Annotated in this window: 21 protein-coding genes and 1 other RNA gene; 4 read left to right on the forward strand and 18 right to left on the reverse strand. The window is 64.3% G+C overall.

Annotated elements, in window-relative coordinates:
* Nucleotides 1-28: 28 nt before the first annotated feature.
* The 16 genes from ftsA to rsmI form a co-directional block, all read right to left on the reverse strand.
* Entirely contained in the window at nt 29-1,285 is a 1,257-nt protein-coding gene (ftsA, locus tag TZ03_RS14110) for a cell division protein FtsA (RefSeq protein ID WP_051098537.1), read from the reverse strand.
* Nucleotides 1,286-1,299: 14 nt separating this feature from the next.
* Entirely contained in the window at nt 1,300-2,169 is an 870-nt protein-coding gene (locus tag TZ03_RS14115) for a cell division protein FtsQ/DivIB (protein ID WP_051098539.1), read from the reverse strand.
* 5 nt (nt 2,170-2,174) lie between these two features.
* Nucleotides 2,175-3,131 (reverse strand): D-alanine--D-alanine ligase, encoded by a 957-nt coding sequence (locus TZ03_RS14120; RefSeq protein WP_051098541.1) that lies wholly within the window; start codon nt 3,129-3,131, stop codon nt 2,175-2,177.
* Nucleotides 3,128-4,576 carry a UDP-N-acetylmuramate--L-alanine ligase gene (murC, locus tag TZ03_RS14125; RefSeq protein ID WP_051098543.1) on the reverse strand — a complete coding sequence of 483 codons (1,449 nt, stop codon included), beginning with the start codon at nt 4,574-4,576 and terminating at the stop codon, nt 3,128-3,130. Before murC ends, TZ03_RS14120 begins: the two co-directional genes overlap by 4 nt.
* Entirely contained in the window at nt 4,569-5,648 is a 1,080-nt protein-coding gene (gene murG / locus TZ03_RS14130; RefSeq protein ID WP_051098545.1) for an undecaprenyldiphospho-muramoylpentapeptide beta-N-acetylglucosaminyltransferase, read from the reverse strand. The genes murC and murG overlap by 8 nt, the downstream gene beginning before the upstream one ends.
* On the reverse strand, nt 5,638-6,852 hold the full coding sequence (gene ftsW / locus TZ03_RS14135) for a putative lipid II flippase FtsW (protein WP_051098546.1): 1,215 nt from the start codon (nt 6,850-6,852) through the stop codon (nt 5,638-5,640). The genes murG and ftsW overlap by 11 nt, the downstream gene beginning before the upstream one ends.
* On the reverse strand, nt 6,849-8,195 hold the full coding sequence (gene murD, locus TZ03_RS14140) for a UDP-N-acetylmuramoyl-L-alanine--D-glutamate ligase (protein WP_177328467.1): 1,347 nt from the start codon (nt 8,193-8,195) through the stop codon (nt 6,849-6,851). Before murD ends, ftsW begins: the two co-directional genes overlap by 4 nt.
* Nucleotides 8,196-8,201: 6 nt before the next feature.
* A complete protein-coding gene (mraY, locus tag TZ03_RS14145) occupies nt 8,202-9,284 on the reverse strand; it encodes a phospho-N-acetylmuramoyl-pentapeptide-transferase (protein WP_016488965.1) in 1,083 nt (360 codons plus the stop codon).
* Nucleotides 9,284-10,651: a UDP-N-acetylmuramoyl-tripeptide--D-alanyl-D-alanine ligase gene (locus TZ03_RS14150; protein ID WP_051098551.1), complete on the reverse strand. Its 1,368-nt coding sequence runs from the start codon at nt 10,649-10,651 to the stop codon at nt 9,284-9,286. The genes mraY and TZ03_RS14150 overlap by 1 nt, the downstream gene beginning before the upstream one ends.
* Nucleotides 10,644-12,134 (reverse strand): UDP-N-acetylmuramoyl-L-alanyl-D-glutamate--2,6-diaminopimelate ligase, encoded by a 1,491-nt coding sequence (locus tag TZ03_RS14155; protein ID WP_414860308.1) that lies wholly within the window; start codon nt 12,132-12,134, stop codon nt 10,644-10,646. The genes TZ03_RS14150 and TZ03_RS14155 overlap by 8 nt, the downstream gene beginning before the upstream one ends.
* A complete protein-coding gene (locus TZ03_RS14160) occupies nt 12,131-13,864 on the reverse strand; it encodes a peptidoglycan D,D-transpeptidase FtsI family protein (RefSeq protein ID WP_177328468.1) in 1,734 nt (577 codons plus the stop codon). Before TZ03_RS14160 ends, TZ03_RS14155 begins: the two co-directional genes overlap by 4 nt.
* A complete protein-coding gene (gene ftsL / locus TZ03_RS14165; protein ID WP_051098555.1) occupies nt 13,864-14,157 on the reverse strand; it encodes a cell division protein FtsL in 294 nt (97 codons plus the stop codon). Before ftsL ends, TZ03_RS14160 begins: the two co-directional genes overlap by 1 nt.
* Nucleotides 14,154-15,101 carry a 16S rRNA (cytosine(1402)-N(4))-methyltransferase RsmH gene (rsmH, locus tag TZ03_RS14170; protein WP_051098558.1) on the reverse strand — a complete coding sequence of 316 codons (948 nt, stop codon included), beginning with the start codon at nt 15,099-15,101 and terminating at the stop codon, nt 14,154-14,156. Before rsmH ends, ftsL begins: the two co-directional genes overlap by 4 nt.
* Nucleotides 15,098-15,553 carry a division/cell wall cluster transcriptional repressor MraZ gene (gene mraZ / locus TZ03_RS14175; protein WP_004575120.1) on the reverse strand — a complete coding sequence of 152 codons (456 nt, stop codon included), beginning with the start codon at nt 15,551-15,553 and terminating at the stop codon, nt 15,098-15,100. Before mraZ ends, rsmH begins: the two co-directional genes overlap by 4 nt.
* A 308-nt stretch (nt 15,554-15,861) precedes the next feature.
* Nucleotides 15,862-16,221, reverse strand: an RNA gene (gene rnpB / locus TZ03_RS27965) — RNase P RNA component class A.
* Nucleotides 16,222-16,288: 67 nt separating this feature from the next.
* The gene (rsmI, locus tag TZ03_RS14180; RefSeq protein WP_051098560.1) at nt 16,289-17,164 is read right to left on the reverse strand and encodes a 16S rRNA (cytidine(1402)-2'-O)-methyltransferase; all 876 of its coding nucleotides are present in this window, start codon (nt 17,162-17,164) and stop codon (nt 16,289-16,291) included.
* A gap of 186 nt (nt 17,165-17,350) precedes the next feature.
* Here rsmI and TZ03_RS14185 point away from each other — a divergent pair, with 186 nt between their 5' ends.
* The 4 genes from TZ03_RS14185 (at nt 17,351) to TZ03_RS14200 (ending at nt 20,794) form a co-directional block, all read left to right on the forward strand.
* Nucleotides 17,351-19,168 (forward strand): penicillin-binding protein activator, encoded by a 1,818-nt coding sequence (locus TZ03_RS14185; RefSeq protein WP_051098562.1) that lies wholly within the window; start codon nt 17,351-17,353, stop codon nt 19,166-19,168.
* Nucleotides 19,168-19,539: a YraN family protein gene (locus TZ03_RS14190; protein ID WP_051098564.1), complete on the forward strand. Its 372-nt coding sequence runs from the start codon at nt 19,168-19,170 to the stop codon at nt 19,537-19,539. Before TZ03_RS14185 ends, TZ03_RS14190 begins: the two co-directional genes overlap by 1 nt.
* An 86-nt stretch (nt 19,540-19,625) precedes the next feature.
* A complete protein-coding gene (locus TZ03_RS14195; RefSeq protein ID WP_012274070.1) occupies nt 19,626-20,219 on the forward strand; it encodes a phosphoheptose isomerase in 594 nt (197 codons plus the stop codon).
* The gene (locus TZ03_RS14200; RefSeq protein ID WP_051098566.1) at nt 20,216-20,794 is read left to right on the forward strand and encodes a BON domain-containing protein; all 579 of its coding nucleotides are present in this window, start codon (nt 20,216-20,218) and stop codon (nt 20,792-20,794) included. Before TZ03_RS14195 ends, TZ03_RS14200 begins: the two co-directional genes overlap by 4 nt.
* Before the next feature lie 144 nt (nt 20,795-20,938).
* Here the strand turns inward: TZ03_RS14200 and TZ03_RS14205 are convergent, their stop codons facing one another.
* The gene (locus TZ03_RS14205; protein ID WP_051098568.1) at nt 20,939-21,370 is read right to left on the reverse strand and encodes a ClpXP protease specificity-enhancing factor; all 432 of its coding nucleotides are present in this window, start codon (nt 21,368-21,370) and stop codon (nt 20,939-20,941) included.
* 10 nt (nt 21,371-21,380) lie between these two features.
* Nucleotides 21,381-22,004 (reverse strand): glutathione S-transferase N-terminal domain-containing protein, encoded by a 624-nt coding sequence (locus TZ03_RS14210; protein WP_051098570.1) that lies wholly within the window; start codon nt 22,002-22,004, stop codon nt 21,381-21,383.
* Nucleotides 22,005-22,015 lie beyond the last annotated feature (11 nt).

Genomic DNA, 22,015 nt, shown 5'->3' on the forward strand with positions numbered 1-22,015 from the left:
GTCGCGCCTACCACTACTGCTTTGAAACTTAGAAGTTGCCCTGGACCCACCGCTTGAAGCGCTCAAGCACTGGGGCCTTCGGTTCATCGCCATAGCTGTTGCTGCTGCTGTTGCCGGTCAGGGGCAGGTCCTCGGTCTGCTTCTGCAGGCCGTAGGTGAGCAAGCCCACGCCGGTGGAATAGATCGGGTTGCGAACCACGTCGCTCAGGCCCCGAACGCTGTGCGGCACGCCCAGGCGTACCGGCATGTGGAAGATTTCCTCGGCCAGTTCCACGGCACCTTCCATCTTCGCGGTGCCGCCGGTGAGGACGATGCCGGCCGGCACCAGGTCCTCGTAGCCGCTGCGGCGCAGTTCGGCCTGGATCAGGGTGAAGAGCTCGTCGTAACGCGGCTCCACCACCTCGGCCAGGGCCTGGCGCGACAGCTCGCGCGGTGGGCGGTCGCCCACGCTCGGCACCTTGATGGTCTCGCCAGCGCCGGCCAGTTTGGCCAGGGCGCAGGCGTAGCGGATCTTGATTTCTTCGGCGTACTGGGTAGGTGTACGCAGGGCCATGGCGATGTCGTTGGTCACCTGGTCGCCGGCGATCGGGATCACCGCGGTGTGACGGATCGCGCCCTCGGTGAAGATGGCGATGTCGGTGGTGCCGCCACCGATGTCCACCAGGCACACGCCCAGCTCTTTTTCATCGTCGGTCAGCACCGAGTAGGCCGAGGCCAGCTGCTCGAGGATGATGTCGTCGATTTCCAGGCCGCAGCGGCGTACGCACTTCTCGATGTTCTGCGCCGCGTTGACCGCGCAGGTCACCACGTGAACCTTGGCTTCCAGACGCACGCCAGACATGCCCAGCGGCTCGCGCACGCCTTCCTGGTTGTCGATCACGTAGTCCTGCGGCAGGGTGTGCAGCACGCGCTGGTCGGCCGGAATGGCCACGGCCTGGGCAGCGTCAAGCACGCGCTCCAGGTCCGCCAGGCTGACCTCGCGGTCACGGATGGCGACGATGCCGTGGGAGTTCAGGCTACGAATGTGGTTACCGGCCACACCGACGAACGCCGAGTGGATGCGGCAGCCGGCCATCAGCTGCGCTTCTTCGACGGCGCGCTGGATCGACTGCACGGTGGACTCGATGTTCACCACCACGCCTTTTTTCAGGCCGCGGGACGGATGGGTACCGATCCCGACGATTTCCAGAGTGCCGTCTTCGCCCACTTCACCCACCAGCGCCACCACCTTGGAGGTGCCAATGTCCAGCCCGACGATCATTTTGCCGCTATGCGCGTTTGCCATGGTCCTGCCTCTCTCTAATTCTTCGCAACGGCGGGTTGGGCCGTCGTCGGTGCAATCGGTTCCCGCCAACCAACGGCAAGTCCGTTGGAGTAACGCAGATCAATGCGGGCGATGTTGGTGATCTGCTCTTTGAGTGTCTTGTCGTAAATGGCAATGAAACGGCGCATCTTCTCCACCAGATGATCGCGCCCCAGCAGCAGCTCGATGCCCGGCCCGGCGCTGCTCGCGCCCGTGGTCAGGAACCAGCTGCCCCGCTCGCGCAGCTCCAGGCGAGCGATGGAAAAGCCCAGGGGGCGCAGCATCTGGCTCAATACCTGATACTGCTGCATGACTTGTTGCTGAGCACGCTGCGGCCCGGCCAGCTGCGGCAGGTGCTCATAATTGGCCAGCTCGCGCGGAGTGAAGGCCTGGCCCTGGTTGTTGAGCAAGGCCTCGTCACCCCAGCGCGCCACCGGCAGCTGTTCTTCCAGGCGGATCACCACTTCGTCGGGCCATACCCGGCGTACTTCGGCGTGGGCGATCCACGGCATCTGCTCGAGTTCCGCGCGCATCGCCGGCAAGTCGACACTGAAGAAGCTCGCGGCCACATAGGGCGCGATGCGCTGCTGCACCGACTGCTGGCTGATGTAGCTGAGGTCACCCTGCACGTCGATCTTGGTGATCGGCCGGTCGGCATAGGGCATCAGGCGAATGGCGCCCTCGTAGGCAGCAAAGCCGGCCGCCACCAGCAGCACCGGCCACAACAGGCGCTTGAGGCCGCCCAGGCTGGGCCGCGGCAGGCGCGCCGATACGGGCTCGTCGGCCACCAGCCGGCTGGCACCACGCGGCACCGGCTTGCTACGGCCGGTAACGGGTTGCTGCTGACGTATCATCGCGCCTTGCATGGTGATTAACCTCGCGTCGCCACGCTTTCGGCCAGGATCGCCAGCACCAGTTGCTGGAAGTCCAGGCCTGCCGCGCGGGCCGCCATGGGCACCAGGCTATGGTCGGTCATGCCCGGTGCGGTGTTGACTTCGAGCAGCCAGAACCGGCCCTGCTCGTCCTGCATCACGTCCAGCCGCCCCCACCCTTCGATGCCGATGGCATCACAGGCGCGTGCGGTCAGGTCGATCAGTTCCTGTTCCTTGGCGCTATCCAGGCCGCAGGGAATGCGGTACTGGGTATCGTTGGCGATGTACTTGGCGTCGTAGTCGTAGAACACGTGCGGCGTACCCAGGGCGATCGGCGGCAGCACCTGGCCGCGCAGTACCGCGATGGTGAACTCAGGGCCGTGGATCCACTGCTCCACCAGTACCTGGGAATCGTATTTGGCGGCGTCCTGCCAGGCGGCGACCAGTTCCTCGGCGCTGTTCACCTTGGCCATGCCGATGCTAGAGCCTTCATGGGCGGGTTTGACGATAAGCGGGAAGCCCAGTTCCGTGCTCGCCGCCAAGCAATCGCTTTCACTCGCCAGCACGGCGTGACGTGGGGTCGGAATGCCCAGGCTTTGCCACACCTGCTTGGTGCGCAGCTTGTCCATGGCCAGGGCCGAAGCGAGGATGCCGCTACCGGTGTAAGGGATGCCCAGGCACTCGAGCAGGCCTTGCATGCTGCCGTCTTCACCGCCACGGCCGTGGAGGATGATGAAGGCGCGGTCGATCTTCTCGCTCTGCAGGCGTGCCAGCAGGTCGTCGCCCACGTCGATGGCGACCACGTCGACACCGGCGCTCGTCAGCGCATCGATCACCGCGGCGCCGGATTTCAGCGACACTTCACGTTCGGCGCTCTTGCCGCCGTACAGCACCGCGACGCGGCCGAACGCCTTGACGTCCAGGGTCGAGTGCAGCTTGTCGTAAGCGCTGGTCATTTCGACTTCTCCTGCTTGGCGCCAGCGAACAGCGGGCTTTTCATCAATTGCGGGGCGAGGCCGCCAACATCACCAGCACCCTGGCACAGCAGGATGTCGCCGGCGCGCAGCAACGGCTGGACCAGCGGCGCCAACTCGGCACCACGTTCGATGTAGATCGGGTCGAGCTTGCCGCGCTGGCGGATGCTGTGGCACAGCTGGCGGCTGTCGGCACCGGGGATCGGCTCTTCGCCGGCTGGGTAGACCTCCATCAGCAGCAGCACGTTGGCATCGCCCAGCACCTGGACGAAATCGTCGTACAGGTCACGGGTGCGGCTGTAGCGGTGCGGCTGGTAAACGATCACCAGGCGGCGGCTTGGCCAGCCACCACGCACGGCCTTGATCACCGCGGCCACTTCGGTCGGGTGGTGACCGTAGTCGTCGACCAGCATCACGCTGCCGCCTTCGACCGGCAGCTCGCCGTATACCTGGAAGCGTCGGCCGACACCCTGGAAGCCGGACAGGCCCTGGATGATGGCTTCGTCAGTGATGCCTTCGTCGGTGGCGATGGCGATGGTGGCCAGGGCGTTGAGCACATTGTGGTTGCCGGGCATGTTCACCGACACATCCAGCGGCTCGCGGTCACGACGCAGCACGGTGAAGTGGGTCTGCATGCCCTGCTGGCGCACGTTGATGGCGCGGATGTCAGCCTCTTCGCTGAAGCCATAGGTCACGGTCGGGCGCTTGACCTGCGGCAGGATCTCGCGCACCACCGGGTCGTCCAGGCACATCACCGCCAGGCCATAGAACGGCAGGTTGTGCAGGAACTCGACGAAGGTTTTCTTCAGCTTGTTGAAGTCACCTTCGTAGGTCGCCATGTGGTCGGCGTCGATGTTGGTGACCACGGCCACCATTGGCTGCAGGTGCAGGAAGCTGGCGTCGCTTTCGTCCGCTTCGGCGATCAGGTAGCGGCTGGTACCGAGCTGGGCATTGGTGCCAGCAGCGGTCAGGCGGCCACCGATGACGAAGGTCGGGTCCAGGCCGCCGGCAGCGAATACCGAGGCCAAAAGGCTGGTGGTGGTGGTCTTGCCGTGGGTGCCGGCAACGGCCACGCCATGGCGATAGCGCATCAGTTCGGCAAGCATCTCGGCACGCGGAACCACCGGAATACGCCGCTCCAGGGCGGTGGCCACTTCCGGGTTGGCCGGGTTGATGGCGCTGGACACGACCAGCACATCGGCAGTGGCGGCGTTCTCGGCACGGTGACCAACGAAGATCTCGGCGCCGAACGACTCCAGGCGCTCGGTGACCGGCGAGGCTTTCAGGTCCGAACCGGACACTTCATAGCCCAGGTTCAGCAGCACTTCGGCGATGCCGCACATGCCCACGCCGCCGATACCGACGAAGTGAATACGGCGGATACGGCCCATCTTCGGGTGGGGCATGGCTTTCTGGCTCTCAACCATGGGCCACCTCCAGGCAGATATCGACCACGGTGCTGGTTGCGGCAGGTTTGGCCAGGCGCCGCGCGGTGCCTGCCATGACGTTGAGTTTCTCGGGTTGCATCAGCACCTCGTTCAGGCGTTCAGCGAGCTGCGCTGCGCCAGTTGTCGCTTGTGGCATCAGGAAGGCAGCGCCTTCACGGGCCAGATATTGGGCGTTGTGGGTCTGGTGGTCGTCGATGGCGTGGGGCAAAGGCACCAGCATCGAAGGCAGGCCTGCTGCCGCCAGCTCGCTGACGGTCAGGGCACCGGCCCGGCACACCACCATGTCGGCCCAGCCATAGGCTTGGGCCATGTCCTTGATGAAGGGCTCTACCTGAGCCTCGACGCCCGCCTCGTGATAACGCTCGGCGGTGATCGGCGCGTGTTGCTTGCCGGCCTGGTGGAACACCTCTGGGCGCAGCGCTGCGGGCACTTCGGACAGGGCCTTAGGCAACAATTTGTTCAATGGTTCCGCACCCAGGCTGCCGCCGAGCACCAACAGCCGCGCACGGCGCTCGGCCAGGGGCGCGCGTTGCGCGTCCATGAACAGCTCCGGGCGCACCGGGTTGCCGGTGGTGCGACGTTTGTCACTGGCCTCGAAGGTGTTCGGGAAAGCTTCGCAGACCCGCGCCGAGAGTGGCACCAGCAAGCGATTGGCGGTACCGGCACGGGCGTTCTGCTCATGGATCACCAGCGGCACGCCGCACAGCCGCGCGGCCACGCCGCCAGGGCCGGTCACGTAGCCGCCAAAGCCCAGCACACACACCGGCTTGAGCTGACGAATGATGCGCCGCGCCTGCAGCACGGCCTTGACCAGGGTGAACGGCGCCGTGAGCAACGACAATTTGCTCTTGCCGCGCAGGCCGCTGACCTGGATCAGATGCAATGGCAGACCAGCCTGTGGCACCAGCTCGTTCTCGATACCGCGCGGGGTGCCCAGCCAGTGCACGCTGTAACCGCGCGCCTGGAACTCACGGGCGCAGGCCAGGGCCGGGAACACATGCCCGCCGGTGCCGCCGGCCATGATCAGTACGTTCTTGCCGTCAGCGGCCATGACTGGTCTCCTCGGCAAAATCGCTTTCGCTGAATTCGTGTTCTTCGCTGCCCAGGTGCGTGCGGCTTTCCCACTCGATGCGCAGCAACAGGCCCACGCAGGCGCAGCAGATCACCAGCGAGCTGCCGCCATAGCTGAGGAACGGCAGGGTCAGGCCCTTGGTCGGCAGCAGGCCGACGTTCACGCCGATGTTGATCAGGAACTGGCCGATCCACAGGAAGGCCAGGCCAAACGCCATGTAGGCGGCGAAGAACTGCTTGGCCTTCTCGGCCCACAGGCCGATGTACAGGGCACGCACGGTGACGAACACGAACAGCGCGATGGTCACCAGCGAACCGACCACACCGAGCTCTTCGGCCAGCACCGAGAACACGAAGTCGGTGTGCGCTTCGGGCAGGTAGAACTGCTTCTGCACACTGTTGCCCAAACCCACGCCCAGCCACTCACCGCGGCCGAAGGCAATCAACGCCTGGGTCAGCTGGTAGCCCGAACCGAACTGATCGGACCAGGGGTCGGTGAAGGTGATCAGACGCGCCATCCGATACGGCTGCGCCTGTACCAGCACGAACACCGCGACCACCGCCAGCACCACCATCAGGCTGAAGCGGAACAACCCCACCCCGCCAAGGAACAACATGGCCGCTGCCGCGCCCATCATCACCACGGTAGCGCCGAAGTCTGGCTCCATCAGCAGCAGGCCGGCCATGGGCAGCAGCACGATGAACGGTTTGAAGAAGCCCATCCAGCTTTCGCGCACCTCGGTCTGCCGGCGTACCAGGTAGCCGGCCAGGTAGATGACCACGAACACCTTGGCGATTTCCGAAGGCTGGACGTTGAAGAAGCTGAAGCCGATCCAGCGCATGGAGCCGTTCACTTCGCGGCCGATACCGGGGACCAGTACCAGCACCAGCAGGCCGAAGGCGCCCAGCAGCATCAGGAAGCCCATGCGCTGCCAGGTGGCGATCGGCACCAGCATGGTCGCGCCGCAGGCGACCAGGCCAAGGAACACGTACACCAAGTGGCGGGTCATGTGGTAAAGCGGGTTGCCCGACTGCACCGCAGCCACTTCCGAGGACGCCGAGGTGATCATCACCAGGCCCAGGCCCAGCAATGCCAGGCAGCCGGCAAGCAACGGGAAGTCCAGGTCGATGCCACGGCCGCTGATCAGCGGCGACGGGTAGGGCTTGAGGATGCCGAAGATCATGCAAGGCCTCCCGCTGCCTGGGCGAACAGGCGCCCGCGTTCTTCGAAGTTCTTGAACATGTCGAGGCTGGCGCACGCCGGCGACAGCAGCACCGCGTCGCCGGCCTGGGCCAGCTCGGCGCACTGCTGCACGGCTTCGTCGAGGGTCTTGACCCGCACCAGTTGCACATCGTCGCCCAAGGCTGCCGCCAGGCGCTCGGCATCACGACCGAGCAATACCACGGCACGGCAGAAGCGCTTGACCGGTTCGCGCAGCGCGTTGAATTCGGCGCCCTTGCCATCGCCGCCAGCGATCAGCACCAGCTTGCCTTCGATATCGGCACCCAGGCCTTCGATGGCGGCCAGGGCGGCACCGACGTTGGTGGCCTTGGAGTCGTCGTACCAGCTCACGCCGTTACGCTCGCGCACCCACTGGCAGCGGTGGGCCAGGCCAGCGAATTGGCGCAGGGCTGCGAGCATTGGCGCGAACGGCAAGCCCGCGGCATGGCCCAGGGCCAGCGCCGCCAGGGCGTTGCTTTGGTTGTGGGCACCACGGATCTTCAGCTCGCGCACTGGCATCAGTGCCTGGAATTCGAATGCCAGGTACTTTTCGCCGTCCACTTCACGCAGGCCAAAGGCCTTGAAGTCCGGCTGGTTGAGGCCGAAGGTCCAGCACGGACGGCCTTCCACCGGCAGCGGCCGGCTCAGGGCGTCCTGGCGGTTGACCACCACCTGGCGGGCACCGCGGAAGATCCGATGCTTGGCCAGGTGGTAGGCCGGCAGGCCGCTGTAACGGTCCATGTGGTCTTCGCTGATGTTCAGCACCGTGGCCACTTCGGCGTTGAGCTGGTCGGTGGTTTCCAGCTGGAAGCTGGACAGTTCCAGCACGTACAGTTCGACGTCATCGGCCAGCAGGTCCAGCGCCGGGGTGCCGAGGTTACCGCCCACGGCCACACGTTTGCCGGCCTTGGCGGCCATTTCGCCGACCAGGGTGGTGACGGTGCTCTTGGCGTTGGAACCGCTGATGGCAATGATCGGCGCCTTGGCGTGGCGGGCGAACAGCTCGATGTCGCCGGACAGCCTCACCCCACGCGCGGCCGCCTGCTGCAGGGCCGGAGTGGCCAGGGCCAGGCCGGGGCTCACGTACAGCTCGTTGGCGCGGCACAGGAAGTCCACGTCCAGCTCACCACAGCGCACTTCCACCTGCGGGTAATCACGGCGCAGGGTGTCCAGTTCCGGCGGTTGCTCGCGGGTGTCGGCGACCGCAAAGGCAATGCCCCGGCTCGCCAGGAAGCGAACCAGGGACATGCCGCTCTTGCCGAGGCCGACAACGATGCGGAATTGGTCGGAAGCGATCAGTGACACGCTCATCTACCTCAGTTTCAGGGTGGCAAGGCCGATCAGCACCAGGATCACGGTGATGATCCAGAAGCGGACGATCACCCGTGGCTCTGGCCAGCCCTTGAGTTCAAAGTGGTGGTGGATCGGCGCCATGCGGAACACGCGCTTGCCGGTCAGCTTGAAGGAGGCGACCTGGATCACCACCGACAGGGTTTCCACGACAAAGATGCCGCCCATGATGAACAGGACGATTTCCTGGCGCACGATCACGGCGATGGTGCCCAGCGCGGCGCCCAGCGCCAGCGCGCCAACGTCACCCATGAACACTTGTGCCGGGTAGGTGTTGAACCACAGGAAGCCCAGGCCGGCACCGATCAATGCGCCGCAGAACACGATCAGCTCGCCCGAGCCCGGCACGTAGGGAATCAGCAGGTATTCGGCGAACTTCACGTTACCCGACAGGTAGCAGAAGATGCCCAGGGCGCCGCCGACCATCACCGTTGGCATGATCGCCAGGCCATCGAGGCCGTCGGTGAGGTTGACCGCGTTGCTGGAACCGACGATGACGAAGTAGGTCAGCACGACGAAGCCGATGCCCAGCGGAATGGTGACATCCTTGATGAACGGCAGGATCAGCGTGGTTTCGACGCTGGTCGGTGCGGTCTTGTAGAGGAACACCGCCGCAGCCAGGCCGAACACCGACTGCCAGAAGTACTTCCAGCGGCTTGGCAGGCCTCGGGAGTTCTTTTCGATCACCTTGCGGTAGTCATCGACCCAGCCGATGGCACCGAACGCCAGGGTGACGATCAGCACCACCCAGACGTAGCGGTTGCTCAGGTCGGCCCACAGCAAGGTGCTGATGGCGATGGCGGACAGGATCAGCGCACCGCCCATGGTCGGGGTGCCGGACTTGGACAGGTGCGATTGCGGGCCGTCATTACGCACGGCCTGGCCGATCTGGCGAATTTGCAGGGTACGAATCATCCACGGCCCCAGCCACAGCGCCAGCGACAACGCGGTCAGTACACCAAGAATCCCGCGCAGGGACAGGTACTGGAAGACCGCGAAGCCTTTGTGGAACTGTTGCAGATACTCGGCCAACAGCAGCAGCATTAATGTTTCTCCCCGCTGGCACCGCACAATGCTGCCACGACGTTTTCCATCGCAGCGCTGCGCGAGCCCTTGATCAAGATAGTGGTGTCGCTGGCGTTTTCGGCGCTAACCGCGTCGATCAGCTCAGCTTGAGTAGCGAAATGGCGGCCATTGGCGCCGAACGCCTTGACCGCATGTGTCATGTTGGAACCCACTGCGTACAGGGCGTCGACCTTGCCACGCGCGTAGTCACCCACCTGACGGTGGCCTTCTTCCGCCCATTGCCCCAGTTCGCCGATATCCCCAAGCACCAGAACGGTGCGTCCGGAAAAGCCGGCGAGTATATCAATGGCTGCGCACATGGAGGTGGGATTTGCGTTGTAACTATCGTCGATCACCCGCACGCCGTTCGGCGCGATCTGCGCCACGGTACGGCCCTTGACCGGTTGCACGGCAGCCAGGCCGGCGGCGATGCCGCTCAGGCTCAGACCAACGGCATGGGCAGCGGCGGCAGCAGCCAGGGCGTTGCTGACGTTGTGTTCACCCAGTACATTGAGCTGCACGTCTACCACGTCGCCGGCGCCATGCAGCTTGAACGACGGGCAACCACGGGCATCGCGACCGATGTCCCTGGCGTAGAAATCGGCATTCGCGTCGCTGCGCGCAAAACTGATGACCTTGTGCGCACCGACACGGGCCTTCCAGATGGCGAAGGCCTTGTCGTCCAGGTTGAGGATGGCGATACCGCCCTCGCCCAGGCCTTCGAGAATCTCGCCCTTGGCCTCGACGATCTTCTCCGGGCCGCCGAACTCGCCAACGTGGGCGGTACCGGCGTTGTTGATGATGACCACCTGCGGCTTGGTCAGGCCGACGGTGTAGCGGATCTCACCAATGCGCGAGGCGCCCAGCTCGATCACCGCGGCGCTGTGCTCCGCGGCGATCTCCAGCAGGGTCAGCGGCGCACCCAGGTCGTTGTTCAGGTTGCCGCGGGTGGCGTGTACCAGGCCACGGGTACGCAGGATGCTGGCGAGCATTTCCTTGACCGTGGTCTTGCCGCTGGAACCGGTAATGGCCACCACGGGCTTGTCGAAGCCGGCGCGGTTCAGCGCACCAAGCTGGCCCAGGGCCAGGCGGCAATCAGCCACCAGCAGCTGCGGCAGGTCGACATCGGCTACTTCACGCTCGACCAGGGCCGCGACAGCACCCTTGGCCTTCACATCGGCCAGGTAATCGTGGCCATCGAAACGCGGGCCGGCCAAGGCGACGAACAGTTGCCCGGCGCTGACGCTGCGGCTGTCGATGCTGACACCGCTGAAGCTGGCGTCGGCGCCGATCTGGCGACCATTCAGTGCAGTGCTCAGCTGGCTGAGTGCCATTGGCTTAAGCATGTGGAGCCTCCCAGGCTGCAAGTGCCTTTTCGGCTTCGATCAAATCGGAGAAGTCATGGCGCTGGCCGTTGATCTCCTGGTAATCCTCGTGCCCCTTGCCGGCCAGCACGATCACATCGTTGGCAGCGGCAGTGGCGATCAGGTGGGCAATGGCTTCGCCACGACCGGCGACGAACTCGACCTCGGCCGGCCTGGCGAAACCGGGACGGATGTCGTCGAAGATACGCAGCGGGTCTTCAGTACGTGGATTGTCGTCGGTGACCAGCACGCGATCAGCCAGGCGCTCGGCCACTTCGGCCATCAGCGGGCGCTTGCCGCGATCACGGTCGCCGCCGCAACCGAACAGGCACAGCAGCTTGCCGTGGGCATGCGGGCGCAGGGCTTCGAGCACTTTCTCCAGGGCGTCCGGGGTGTGCGCGTAGTCAACCACCACCAGCGGCTTGTCGCCGCCACCCAGGCGCTGCATGCGACCCACCGGCCCCTGCAGTTGCGGGGTGACCTTGAGGATCTCGTCCAGCGCATAATCCAGCGCCAGCAGGGTCGCCACGGCGGCGAGCATGTTGCTCAGGTTGAAGCGGCCCAGCAGCTGGCTGCGCAGGGTGCGCTCACCCTGGGCAGTGACCAGGGTGGCGCGCACGCCATCATCGTTGAACACGGCTTCACGGCAGAACAGCGAGGCGTCCGGGTTTTCCAGGCTATAGCTGAGCAGCCGGGTCTCGACATGGTCGACACTCGGGCGACGGGCAAAGTCGGCAGCCAGGCGGCGACCGAACTGGTCATCCAGGTTGACCACCTGGCAACGCAGGCTCGGCCAGGCGAACAGCTTGGCCTTGGCGGCCTCGTAGGCCTGCATGCTGCCGTGGTAGTCCAGGTGGTCGCGGGACAGGTTGGTCATGACCGCGATGTCGAATTCCAGGGCGGCGACACGGCCCTGCTCCAAGGCATGGGAGGACACTTCCATGGCCACGGCCTTGGCGCCAGCCTTTTTCAGGTCGTTGAGCGTCGCCTGCACGGCGATCGGGTCCGGCGTGGTCAGGCGACCGCTCTGCAGCTCGCCATGGAACCCGGTACCCAAGGTGCCAATCAGGCCGCAACGTTGGCCAAGCAGGTCGAGTGCCTGCGCCACCAGTTGGGTGACGCTGGTCTTGCCGTTGGTGCCGGTCACGCCCACCAGGTTCAGCTGACGGCTAGGTTCGCCATAGAAGCGGCCAGCGATATCCGACAACTGGGCAATCAGGCCTTTGACCGGAATCAGCGGCACGTCGGTCAGCGGCAGTACGTTGGCGCCCTGCTCTTCATAGGCCACGGCGGCAGCGCCACGGGCCAGGGCATCGGCGATATGCTCGCGACCGTCGACCTTGGCGCCCGGCACGGCCAGGAACAGGTCACCCGGGCGCACATTGCGGCTGTCCAGGGTCAGTTCACGAATCAGCGGGTCACGGCTGGCGTGGGCGAAAAGTTTGCTCAATGGCATTGTCATCATCCACGCCCTCCCTTGGCGGCTGCTGCGTTGACTTGCGATTGTTCGGTTGGCGGTGGCAGGTTGTCTGGCGGCACGTTCATCAAACGCAGCGTGCCGGACATGACCTTGCTGAATACCGGCGCCGAAACCAGGCCGCCGAAGTAGCCACCCTTGCCCGGCTCGTCGATGACCACGACGATGGCGTAGCGCGGGTCGCTCATCGGCCCGAAGCCGGCGAACAACGAGCGATAGGCGTTTTCGGTGTAGCCCTTGGAGCCCACGGTGGCCTTGCGCGCGGTACCCGACTTGCCGGCCACGTGATAGAACGGCACCTGGGCGCGGAACACACCGCGCGGGGCTTCGATCACCTGCTGCAGCATGCCCTGGATGGTTTCGGCGGTTTCTTTCGGAATGGCCTGCACGGCTTCAGGGACTTTGTCGACCTTGAGGATCGACAGCGGCACCATCTTGCCGTCGTTGGCCAGCGCCGCGTAGGCATGCACCAGTTGCAGGGCGGTCACCGACACGCCGTAGCCATAGGAAAGGGTCGCGGTCTCGGCCTTGCGCCACTCGCGGTGGTTGGGCAGGTTGCCAACGCGCTCGCCCGGGAAACCCAGGCCGGTGTACTGGCCCAGGCCGACCTGGGACATGACCCGGTAGATGGCCTCGCCGCCGATGTCGAAGGCGATCTTGCTCATGCCGACGTTACTGGAGTTGATCAGGATGCCGGTCAGGTCAAGGATCGGGCCCTCGCTGCGGGATACGTCCTTGATGGTGTAACGGCCGATCTGCAGGCTACCCGGGTACACCTCGACCTTGTCGGTCGGCTTCCAGCGGCCACTCTGCAGCGCCGCGCTCATGGAGATCGGCTTGACCGTGGAACCTGGCTCGAACACGTCGATGATCGCCCGGTTGCGCATCGCCGCCGGGAACATGCTGCGGCGGTTGTTCGGGTTGTAGGTCGGCTGGTTGACCATGGCCAGGACCTCACCGGTCTTGACGTCCATGATCACCAGGCTGCCGGCCTTGGCGTCCTGTTCGGCGATGGCATTGCGCAGCTCGCGGGTGGCCAGGTATTGCAGGCGCAGGTCAATCGACAACGCCAAGGTCTTTCCGGCCTTGGCGTTCTTGGTCACCTGGATGTCCTTGATCAAGCGGCCACGCCGGTCCTTGATCACCTGTCGCTTGCCGGGCACGCCGGCCAGCCACTCGTCATAGGCCAGCTCCACCCCTTCGCGACCGTGGTCGTCGAGGTCGGTGAAGCCGACCATGTGGGCGGTGACATCACCGGCTGGATAGAAGCGGCGGAATTCTTCCAGGCCATACACGCCCGGTACTTTCAGGTCGAGCACATGCTGGCCCTGCTCCGGGGTCAGGCCACGGACCAGGTAGATGAATTCCTTGTTGGCCTGCTGGGTCAGACGCTCGCTCAGTTGCTGCGGGTTTTGTCCCAGGGCTGCGGCCAGTTGCGGCCAGCGGTCCTTGGAGGCCTGCATTTCCTTGGGGTTGGCCCACAGGGTGGTGACCGGGGTACTGACCGCCAGCGGTTCACCATTACGGTCGGTGATCAGGCCACGGTGCGCCGGGATGGGAATGTGCCGCAGGCTGCGTGCGTCGCCCTGGCCCTTGAGGAAGTCACGGTCGACCACCTGCAGGTCGATGATGCGCCAGCAGATGGCCCCGACCATCAGTGCCAGCAGGCCGAGCACCACGCGGAAGCGCCACGGGTAGAGTGCGCCTTCGAGCTTCATCATGGCGCCACCATCCGTACTTCGTCAGCCGCAGGCACGCGCATTTTCAATTGCTCGGAAGCCAGGCTTTCGATGCGGCTGGCAGCGGTCCAGGTGCTCTGCTCGAGAATCAGCCGGCCCCACTCGGCCTGGGCCTTGTCGCGATCGCTCAGCTCGCCGTACAGAGTGTTGAGCAGTTGACGGTTCCAGTGCGCGCTGTAGGACACGGCGATGGCCGAAATCAGCACAGCGATGAACAGCAGAAGCATCAGGAAGCTTCCGCCTGGCAAAGGTTTGGCAAACAGCCTGCTCACCGCAGCTTCTCCGCCACCCGCATCACGGCGCTGCGCGCCCGCGGGTTGGCCTTGAGCTCGGCGTCGGAGGCGAACTGGGCCTTGCCGATGAGCTTGATTTTCGGTTCGAAGACCTTGTGCTGTACCGGCAGGTTGCGTGGCAGGTTGTCGGCTTCGCCCTTGGCCAGCTTGCGCATGAACAACTTGACGATGCGGTCTTCCAGCGAGTGGAAGCTGATCACCGCCAGGCGGCCACCCACTTCCAGCGCGTCGATCGCGGCCTCGAGGCCAGCCTCGAGGTCGCCCAGTTCGTTGTTGACGTGAATGCGCAGCCCCTGGAAGGCACGGGTCGCCGGGTTCTTGCCCTTCTCCCAGGCCGGGTTGGCCACCTTCAGCACTTCGGCGAGGTCGCCGGTACGGGTGAACGGCTGCTGCTCGCGGCGCTGCACCACGGCGCGGGCCATGCGCTTGGCGAAACGCTCTTCGCCGTATTCCTTGAACACGCGGGCGATTTCTTCTTCGGGTGCAGTGGCGATGAACTCGGCGGCGCTGATGCCCTGGCCAGGATTCATGCGCATGTCCAGCGGGCCATCGTTGAGGAAGCTGAAGCCGCGCTCGGGGTCATCCAGTTGCGGCGAGGACACGCCCAGGTCCAGCAGCACGCCACTGACCTTGCCATCCAGGCCGCGCTCGGCCACCTCCGCACCCAGCTCGGCAAAGCTGCGCTGCACAATGACAAAGCGGCCGTCTTCGGCCGCCAGCGCTTGCCCCGTGGCAATCGCCTGTGGATCTTTGTCGAAGCCCAGCAGCCGCCCTTGCGGCCCGAGCTTGCTGAGAATCAGCCGACTGTGCCCGCCACGGCCGAAGGTGCCGTCCAGATAGCAACCGTCGGCGCGCAGGGCCAATGCCTCGACAGCTTCGTCGAGCAGGACGGTGATGTGGTTGAAGCCGCTATCTATGGTCACAGGATCAGGTCACGCAATTCGTCGGGCATGGCACCCGGTTGTTGAATAGCTGCAAGGTCGGCTGCCGAAACCGCGTTCCAGGCATCTTCATCCCACAGCTGGAATTTGTTCAGTTGCCCCACCAGCATCGCCTTCTTGTCGAGCTTGGCGTACTCACGCAGGCGGGGCGGCACCAGGAAACGCCCACTGCCATCGAGCTCCAGGTCAACCGCATTACCGATCAGCAAACGCTGCAGACGGCGGTTTTCCTCACGCAACGATGGCAAGGCACGCAACTTGGCTTCTATCTGTTCCCACTCATCGAGGGGATAGACACACAAGCAGGGATCAACGGCGTCGATGGTCACGATCAGTTGACCATTGCAACGCGAATCGAGCTCGTCACGGTACCGGCTCGGCATGGCGAGACGGCCCTTGGCATCGAGGCTGACGGCGTTGGCTCCGCGGAACACGGCTGCGATTCCCCACAATGGTAGCTTTTTTGTGTCAGAAAACCCACTTCATCCCACTTTCTGCCACTTGCGCACACTATAGGAATCCGCCCGCAGCACCGTCAAGGCACGTTCATAAGGAAAAGCCTTACAGGACCGAGATTTAGCGCGATAAGGGAATGTGGAAGGACTACCTAGAAGAAAAAAACACGAGAAAAATCAAACCCACGCAAGCGAATGGAGTTCGAAGTTAAAGTGATTTATTAAGATTAAGATTTTTTCGGTATTACCGGAGTGCATCTGCTATCGATTCAAGCAGGGAAGGAAAGGTGGAGAGTCGATCTGTAAGCCGGGTTTTGTCGAGGACAGTCATTCCTCTACGACGGCCATCACTGGACGCCTCTAGCAACCTACCCGGTTCCGACGCGGGCCACGCCTGATGGAACCCTATTTGGTCTTGCTCCGAGTGGGGTTTACCTAGCCACGAACTGTTACCAGCCGTGCGGTGCGCTCTTACCGCACCTTTTCACCCTTACCGGCACCGAAGTGCTTAGGCGGTTGTTTTCTGTGGCACTTTCCGTAGGCTCACGCCTCCCAGGCGTTACCTGGCACTCTGCCCTATGGAGCCCGGACTTTCCTCCCCCATCTTTTGCGGAACAAAAGACGGCAGCGACTGTCCGATCGACTCTCCGCCGCCAAGGTTACCGGCACGCGCGCCCGAGAACAAGCGATACCGGCATTTATATCAATTTGCCACTATTTAACTTTCTGCTTTTCCAAGGCGATTTGATACAACAGGTTCTTGCGCACCCCGGTAATTTCCGCAGCGAGCGCCGCTGCCCGCTTCAGCGGCAACTCCGCCAGCAGCAGGTCGAGCACACGCTGCGCCTCGGCGCTGATCGCCTGCTCGCCCTCGGGCGCACTCCAGCCACCGACCAGCACCACGCATTCACCGCGCTGCTGGTTGCTGTCGCCGGCAACGAAGGCCCGCAGCTCGGCCAGGGGCAGGCCCTTGAGGGTTTCGAACGTCTTGGTCAGCTCGCGCGCCAGCAGCGCCGGGCGCTCACCACCGAATACCGCCTCCATGTCTTCGAGGCATTCCAGGATACGGTGCGGGGCTTCGTAGAAGATCAGCGTGCGCGGCTCCTCCCTGACTTGCTCCAGGCGCGCTCGGCGCCCCACCGCCTTGGCCGGCAGGAAGCCTTCGAAGATGAAGCGGTCCGACGGCAGGCCGGCCGCCGACAGCGCGGCGATCAAGGCGCAGGCACCCGGCACCGGCACCACCCTCACACCCGCGGCCCGCGCCTGACGCACCAAGTGGTAGCCCGGGTCGGAGATCAATGGCGTGCCAGCATCGGAGACCAGCGCCACATCTTCACCCGCCAACAGCTTGGTGAGAAAACGCCCGCCCTCGTCGCGCTCGTTATGCTCATGGCAGGCCGCCAGCGGCGTCTCGATACCAAAGTGCTGCAGCAGGCGGATCGAATGGCGGGTGTCCTCGGCGGCGATCAGGGCCACATCGGCCAGTACCTTCAGCGCCCTGGCGCTCATGTCGTCGAGGTTGCCAATGGGGGTTGCGACCACATACAGCGTCCCCACCGCGGATTTCGAAGCCCCTGCCACATCAATCACTGCGCACACCTGTCTTTCGGATCAAAGGCGCCATTGTAGCCCGAGCGCCTGCAACAGGGCGCAAAGAACTTCGACGGCGATAGACGGCAGGCCACCTATAGTGAAGGATCGACACGGCAACATCGCGCCCCGGCCAGTGCTTGGGTACAATTGCCGGCCACCTTGATCGAGTAACAGGACCTTTACATGATCGCTTGCCTGCGGCTGTTCACAGCCCTCTGCCTCGCTGCCCTGCTGGCAGCCTGCGCCAGCTCGCCCTCATCCAGCCTGGGCGAACTGCCACGCACCCCGGACGCCAGCATCGAGCAACTGCTCGAAAAGGCCGCTTCCAGCAAGTCGGCGGAGGACGCCGCCCTGCTGCGCCTGAGCGCAGCCGACCTGGCTTACAAGCAGAAGGACTTCCCACGCGCCGCACGCATTCTCGAGCAGGTCCCGCTGGACACGCTCAAGCCGGCCCAGCAAGTGTTCGCCAGCACCCTCGGCGCCGAGCTGGCCATGAGCCGCAACCAGCCCAAGGCCGCCCTGACCGCCCTGGCTCACCCCAGCCTGCAGCACATCGCCGAGCTGCCAGCAGAACTGCAGGTGCGCACCTACAGCGTGCATGCCGCCGCCCTCGAAGCCGACGGCCAGGCCCTGGCTGCCGCGCAGCAGCGCGTGCTACTGGCCCCGCTGCTCAGCGATCAGGCCGCCAGCGCCAACAATGACGCTATCTGGGCCCTGGTCGCCTCGCTGCCGGCAGAGCAACTGCAGCAGCCAAGCAATGACCAGACCCTGGCCGGCTGGACCAGCCTGGCCTTCGCGGTGAAAAGCGCCGGCACCCTGGAGCAGCAACAAGCGGCTATCGACACCTGGGTCAAGCAGCACCCGGAGCACCCGGCCGCCCAGCAACTACCTGTGGCCCTGACCAAGCTCAAGGAACTGGCCAGCCAACCGCTGACCAAGATTGCCCTGCTGCTGCCCCAGGAAGGCCCACTGGCCGGTGTTGCCCGCGCCCTGCGTGATGGCTTCATGGCCGCGCACTTCCAGGCCCAGCAAGCCGGCCAGCCAGCACCCGCCGTGCAATTGTTCGACAGCTCGCGCATCGGCTCGCTCGACGACTTCTATCGCCAGGCCCAGGCCAGCGGCGTGCAACTGGTCATCGGCCCGCTGGAAAAACCACTGGTGAAGCAACTGGCCGCCAAGCCGCAACTGCCTATCACCACCCTGGCCCTGAACTACGCCGACGCCGGCCAGAAGGCCCCGCCGCAGCTGTTCCAGTTCGGCCTGGCTGCCGAAGACGAAGCTCGCGAAGTGTCCCGTCGCGCCCGTGCCGATGGCATGGTCCGCGCGGTGGCCCTGGTGCCGAGCGGCGAATGGGGTGACCGTGTGCTCGCCGCCTTCCGTCAGGACTGGGAAGGCAACGGTGGCACCCTGCTCGCCGCCGAGCGCATCGCCCAGCCGGTCGCCCTGGCCCAGCAGATTGCCGACCTGTTCCAGCTGCGCCAGAGCGAAGGCCGCGCCAAGAGCCTGCAGAGCACGGTAGGCGGCAACATCGCCGCACAACCGTCGCGCCGCCAGGACATCGACTTCATCTTCCTCGCCTCCACCCCGCAACAGGCCCAGCAGATCAAGCCGACCCTGAACTTCCAGTACGCCGGGGACGTGCCGGTGTACGCCACCTCGAACCTGTACAGCGCCAGCGGTGACGTCAACCAGTACAACGACATGAACGGCATCCGTTTCTGCGAAACGCCGTGGCTGCTCGACACCAGCAACAGCCTGCGCCAGCAGGTGGTACAGCAGTGGCCGCAAGCCGCCGGCAGCCTGGGCCGCCTGTATGCCATGGGCGTCGATGCCTACAGCCTGGCGCCGCGCCTGGGCCAGTTGAAAGCGCTGCCGGACAACCGTGTCCAGGGCCTTTCGGGCAGCCTGAGCATGAACGCCAACCAGCGTGTCGAGCGCCAGTTGCCATGGGCCGAGTTCGCCGGCGGCCAGGTCAAGCGCCTGCCTGACACCGTTCGCTGATGGCTGCAGCGTCGCCCACCCGCGCCGGGCAAGCGGCAGAAACCCAGGCCCTTGAGTACCTTCAAGGGCAGGGCCTGCAACTGCTGGCACGCAACTGGCGATGCAAAGGCGGCGAGCTTGATCTGGTCATGCTCGACGCCGATACAGTAGTATTCGTCGAAGTCCGCTACCGGTTGCACGCGGGCTTCGGTGGCGCCCTCGGCAGTATCGACGGGCGCAAGCAGAAACGGCTGGTGCTCGCCGCCAGTCTGTTCCTGCAGAAGGAGCCCCACTGGGGCAACCACCCCTGCCGCTTCGACGTAGTCGCCTTGCAGGGCAGCCACCACGCAGGCAGGCCGCTTCAATGGCTGAAAAACGCCTTCGAATGCTGAACCCACTTCAATTTTTTTGCTCTATGTTTCGCGGGCTGGTCTTTGTTGCGCGTAGCGCCGGCCACCGCCCCACTTAAGGTCACCAGATGGACATGCAATCCCGAATTCGCCGGCTGTTCCAGGCCAGCATCGATACCAAGCAACAGGCAATGGACATCCTGGCACCGCACATCGAGCAGGCCAGCCTGGTCATGGTCAATGCGCTGCTCAACGAGGGCAAGATGCTCGCCTGCGGCAATGGCGGCTCGGCCGGCGATGCCCAGCACTTTTCGTCGGAGCTGCTCAATCGTTTCGAGCGCGAACGGCCGAGCCTGCCGGCCATCGCGCTGACCACCGACAGCTCGACCCTGACCTCGATCGCCAACGACTACAGCTACAACGAAGTCTTTTCCAAGCAGATCCGCGCCCTGGGCCAGCCCGGCGATGTTCTGCTGGCGATCTCCACCAGCGGCAACTCGGCCAACGTGATCCAGGCGATCCAGGCCGCACATGACCGCGAAATGATTGTCGTAGCATTGACTGGCCGCGACGGCGGCGGCATGGCTTCGCTGTTGCTGCCCGAAGACGTGGAAATCCGCGTACCTTCGACGGTTACCGCGCGTATCCAGGAAGTCCACCTGCTGGCGATCCACTGTCTGTGCGACCTGATCGACAGCCAACTGTTCGGGAGTGAAGAATGACCCCTATGCGCCTCGGCCTGATGGCCCTGACCCTGTGCCTGAGCGTCACCGGCTGCAGCTCGGTACTCACCTCTACTCGCAATTCGCCGATCGAGGACGATCGCGGTACGCGCACCATCGGCAGCAAGATCGACGACTCGCTGATCGAAACCAAGGCCTCGGTGAACATCGCCAAGGCCAGCCCTGACCTGGACAAAGGTTCGCACATCGTTGTCAGCAGCTACAACGGCATCGTCCTGCTGGCCGGCCAGACCCCACGCGCCGACCTCAAGAGCCTGGCCGAGCAGACCGCCGGGCAGGTACAGCGGGTCAAGAAAGTGCACAACGAGCTGCAGGTGATGCAGCCCTCCTCCATCCTGGCGCGTAACAACGACGCCTGGCTGACCACCAAGATCAAGACCCAGATGCTGACCGACAATGCCGTACCCAGCTCGCGCATCAAGGTAATTACCGAGAACGGTATCGTCTACCTGCTCGGCCTGGTGACCCAGCAGGAGGCCAACTCGGCCACTGCCGTGGTGCAGGGTGTGTCGGGTGTGCAGAAGATCGTCAAGCTGTTCGAGTACATCGACTGATTCATTAGCCTGTGCTGGCCTCTTCGCGGGTAAACCCGCTCCCACAGGGATATGAGCAAAACCCTGTGGGAGCGGGTTCACCCGCGAAGAATGCGCCGCGATGCAAACAAAGAAAAAGGCGATCCGGTTGGATCGCCTTTTTTGTTACTTGACCACTTTCAGGCTTGGTCGACCAGTCGGGCGCGGCGGCTGGCCACCACCTTCTGGCGGGCCATCGTCATCCGGCTGCACATCATCGTCTTCCAGGTCATCGCCATCCATCAGCGGCGGTTCCAGCTCGAAGACCATGCCTTGGCCATTTTCGCGGGCGTAGATGCCCAGGATGGCGCCAACCGGCACGAACAGCGAATGGGCCACGCCACTGAAGCGGCCCTCGAAGCTGACCGCGTCGTTGTCCATGTGCAGGCTGCGCACGGCACTTGGCGAGATGTTCAAGACGATCTGGCCGTCACTGGCGAAACCTTGTGGCACCTGCACTGCCGGGTATTCGGCGTTGACCAGCATATGAGGCGTGCAATCGTTGTCGACGATCCACTCGTACAGTGCTCGAACCAGATAGGGGCGACTGGAGTTCATCAACGGCTCCTTAAAGCTTGCGCATTTCACGTTCTACGGAGGACAGGCTCGCCTGGAAAGGCTCGCGGGCGAACTGCCGCTCCATGTAATCAAGCAGCGGCTTGGCTGGCCGCGGCAACTCGATGCCCAACACCGGCAATCGCCAGAGTATGGGTAATAGACAACAATCGACCAGGCTTTGCTCGTCACTCATGAAGCAGGCGTACTCGCCGAACAATGGCGAGACACCGGTCAGGCTTTCGCGCAAGGCCTTGCGCGCCTCGGTACGGGCACCCTCGGTGCTACGCGGGTCAAGCACGGTATCGGCCAGGGCACACCAGTCGCGCTGGATGCGATGCATCAGCAAACGGCTGTTACCGCGGGCAACCGGGTATACCGGCATCAGCGGCGGGTGTGGATAACGCTCCTCGAGGTATTCCATCACCACGGTCGATTCATACAACGCCAGGTCCCGATCGACCAGGGTCGGCACACTGCCGTAAGGGTTCACCTCGGCCAGCTTGGGCGGCAGGCGGGCGGGATCGACATCGATGACCTGCACGCTGACGCCTTTCTCGGCCAGCACCAGGCGTACCCGATGAGAATAGTGATCAGCGGGGTCGGAATAGCAGGCTAACCTGTTGGTTGCGCCCATGTAGCGGCTCC

This window comes from Pseudomonas sp. 10-1B, assembly GCF_000935045.1.
GTDB lineage: Bacteria > Pseudomonadota > Gammaproteobacteria > Pseudomonadales > Pseudomonadaceae > Aquipseudomonas.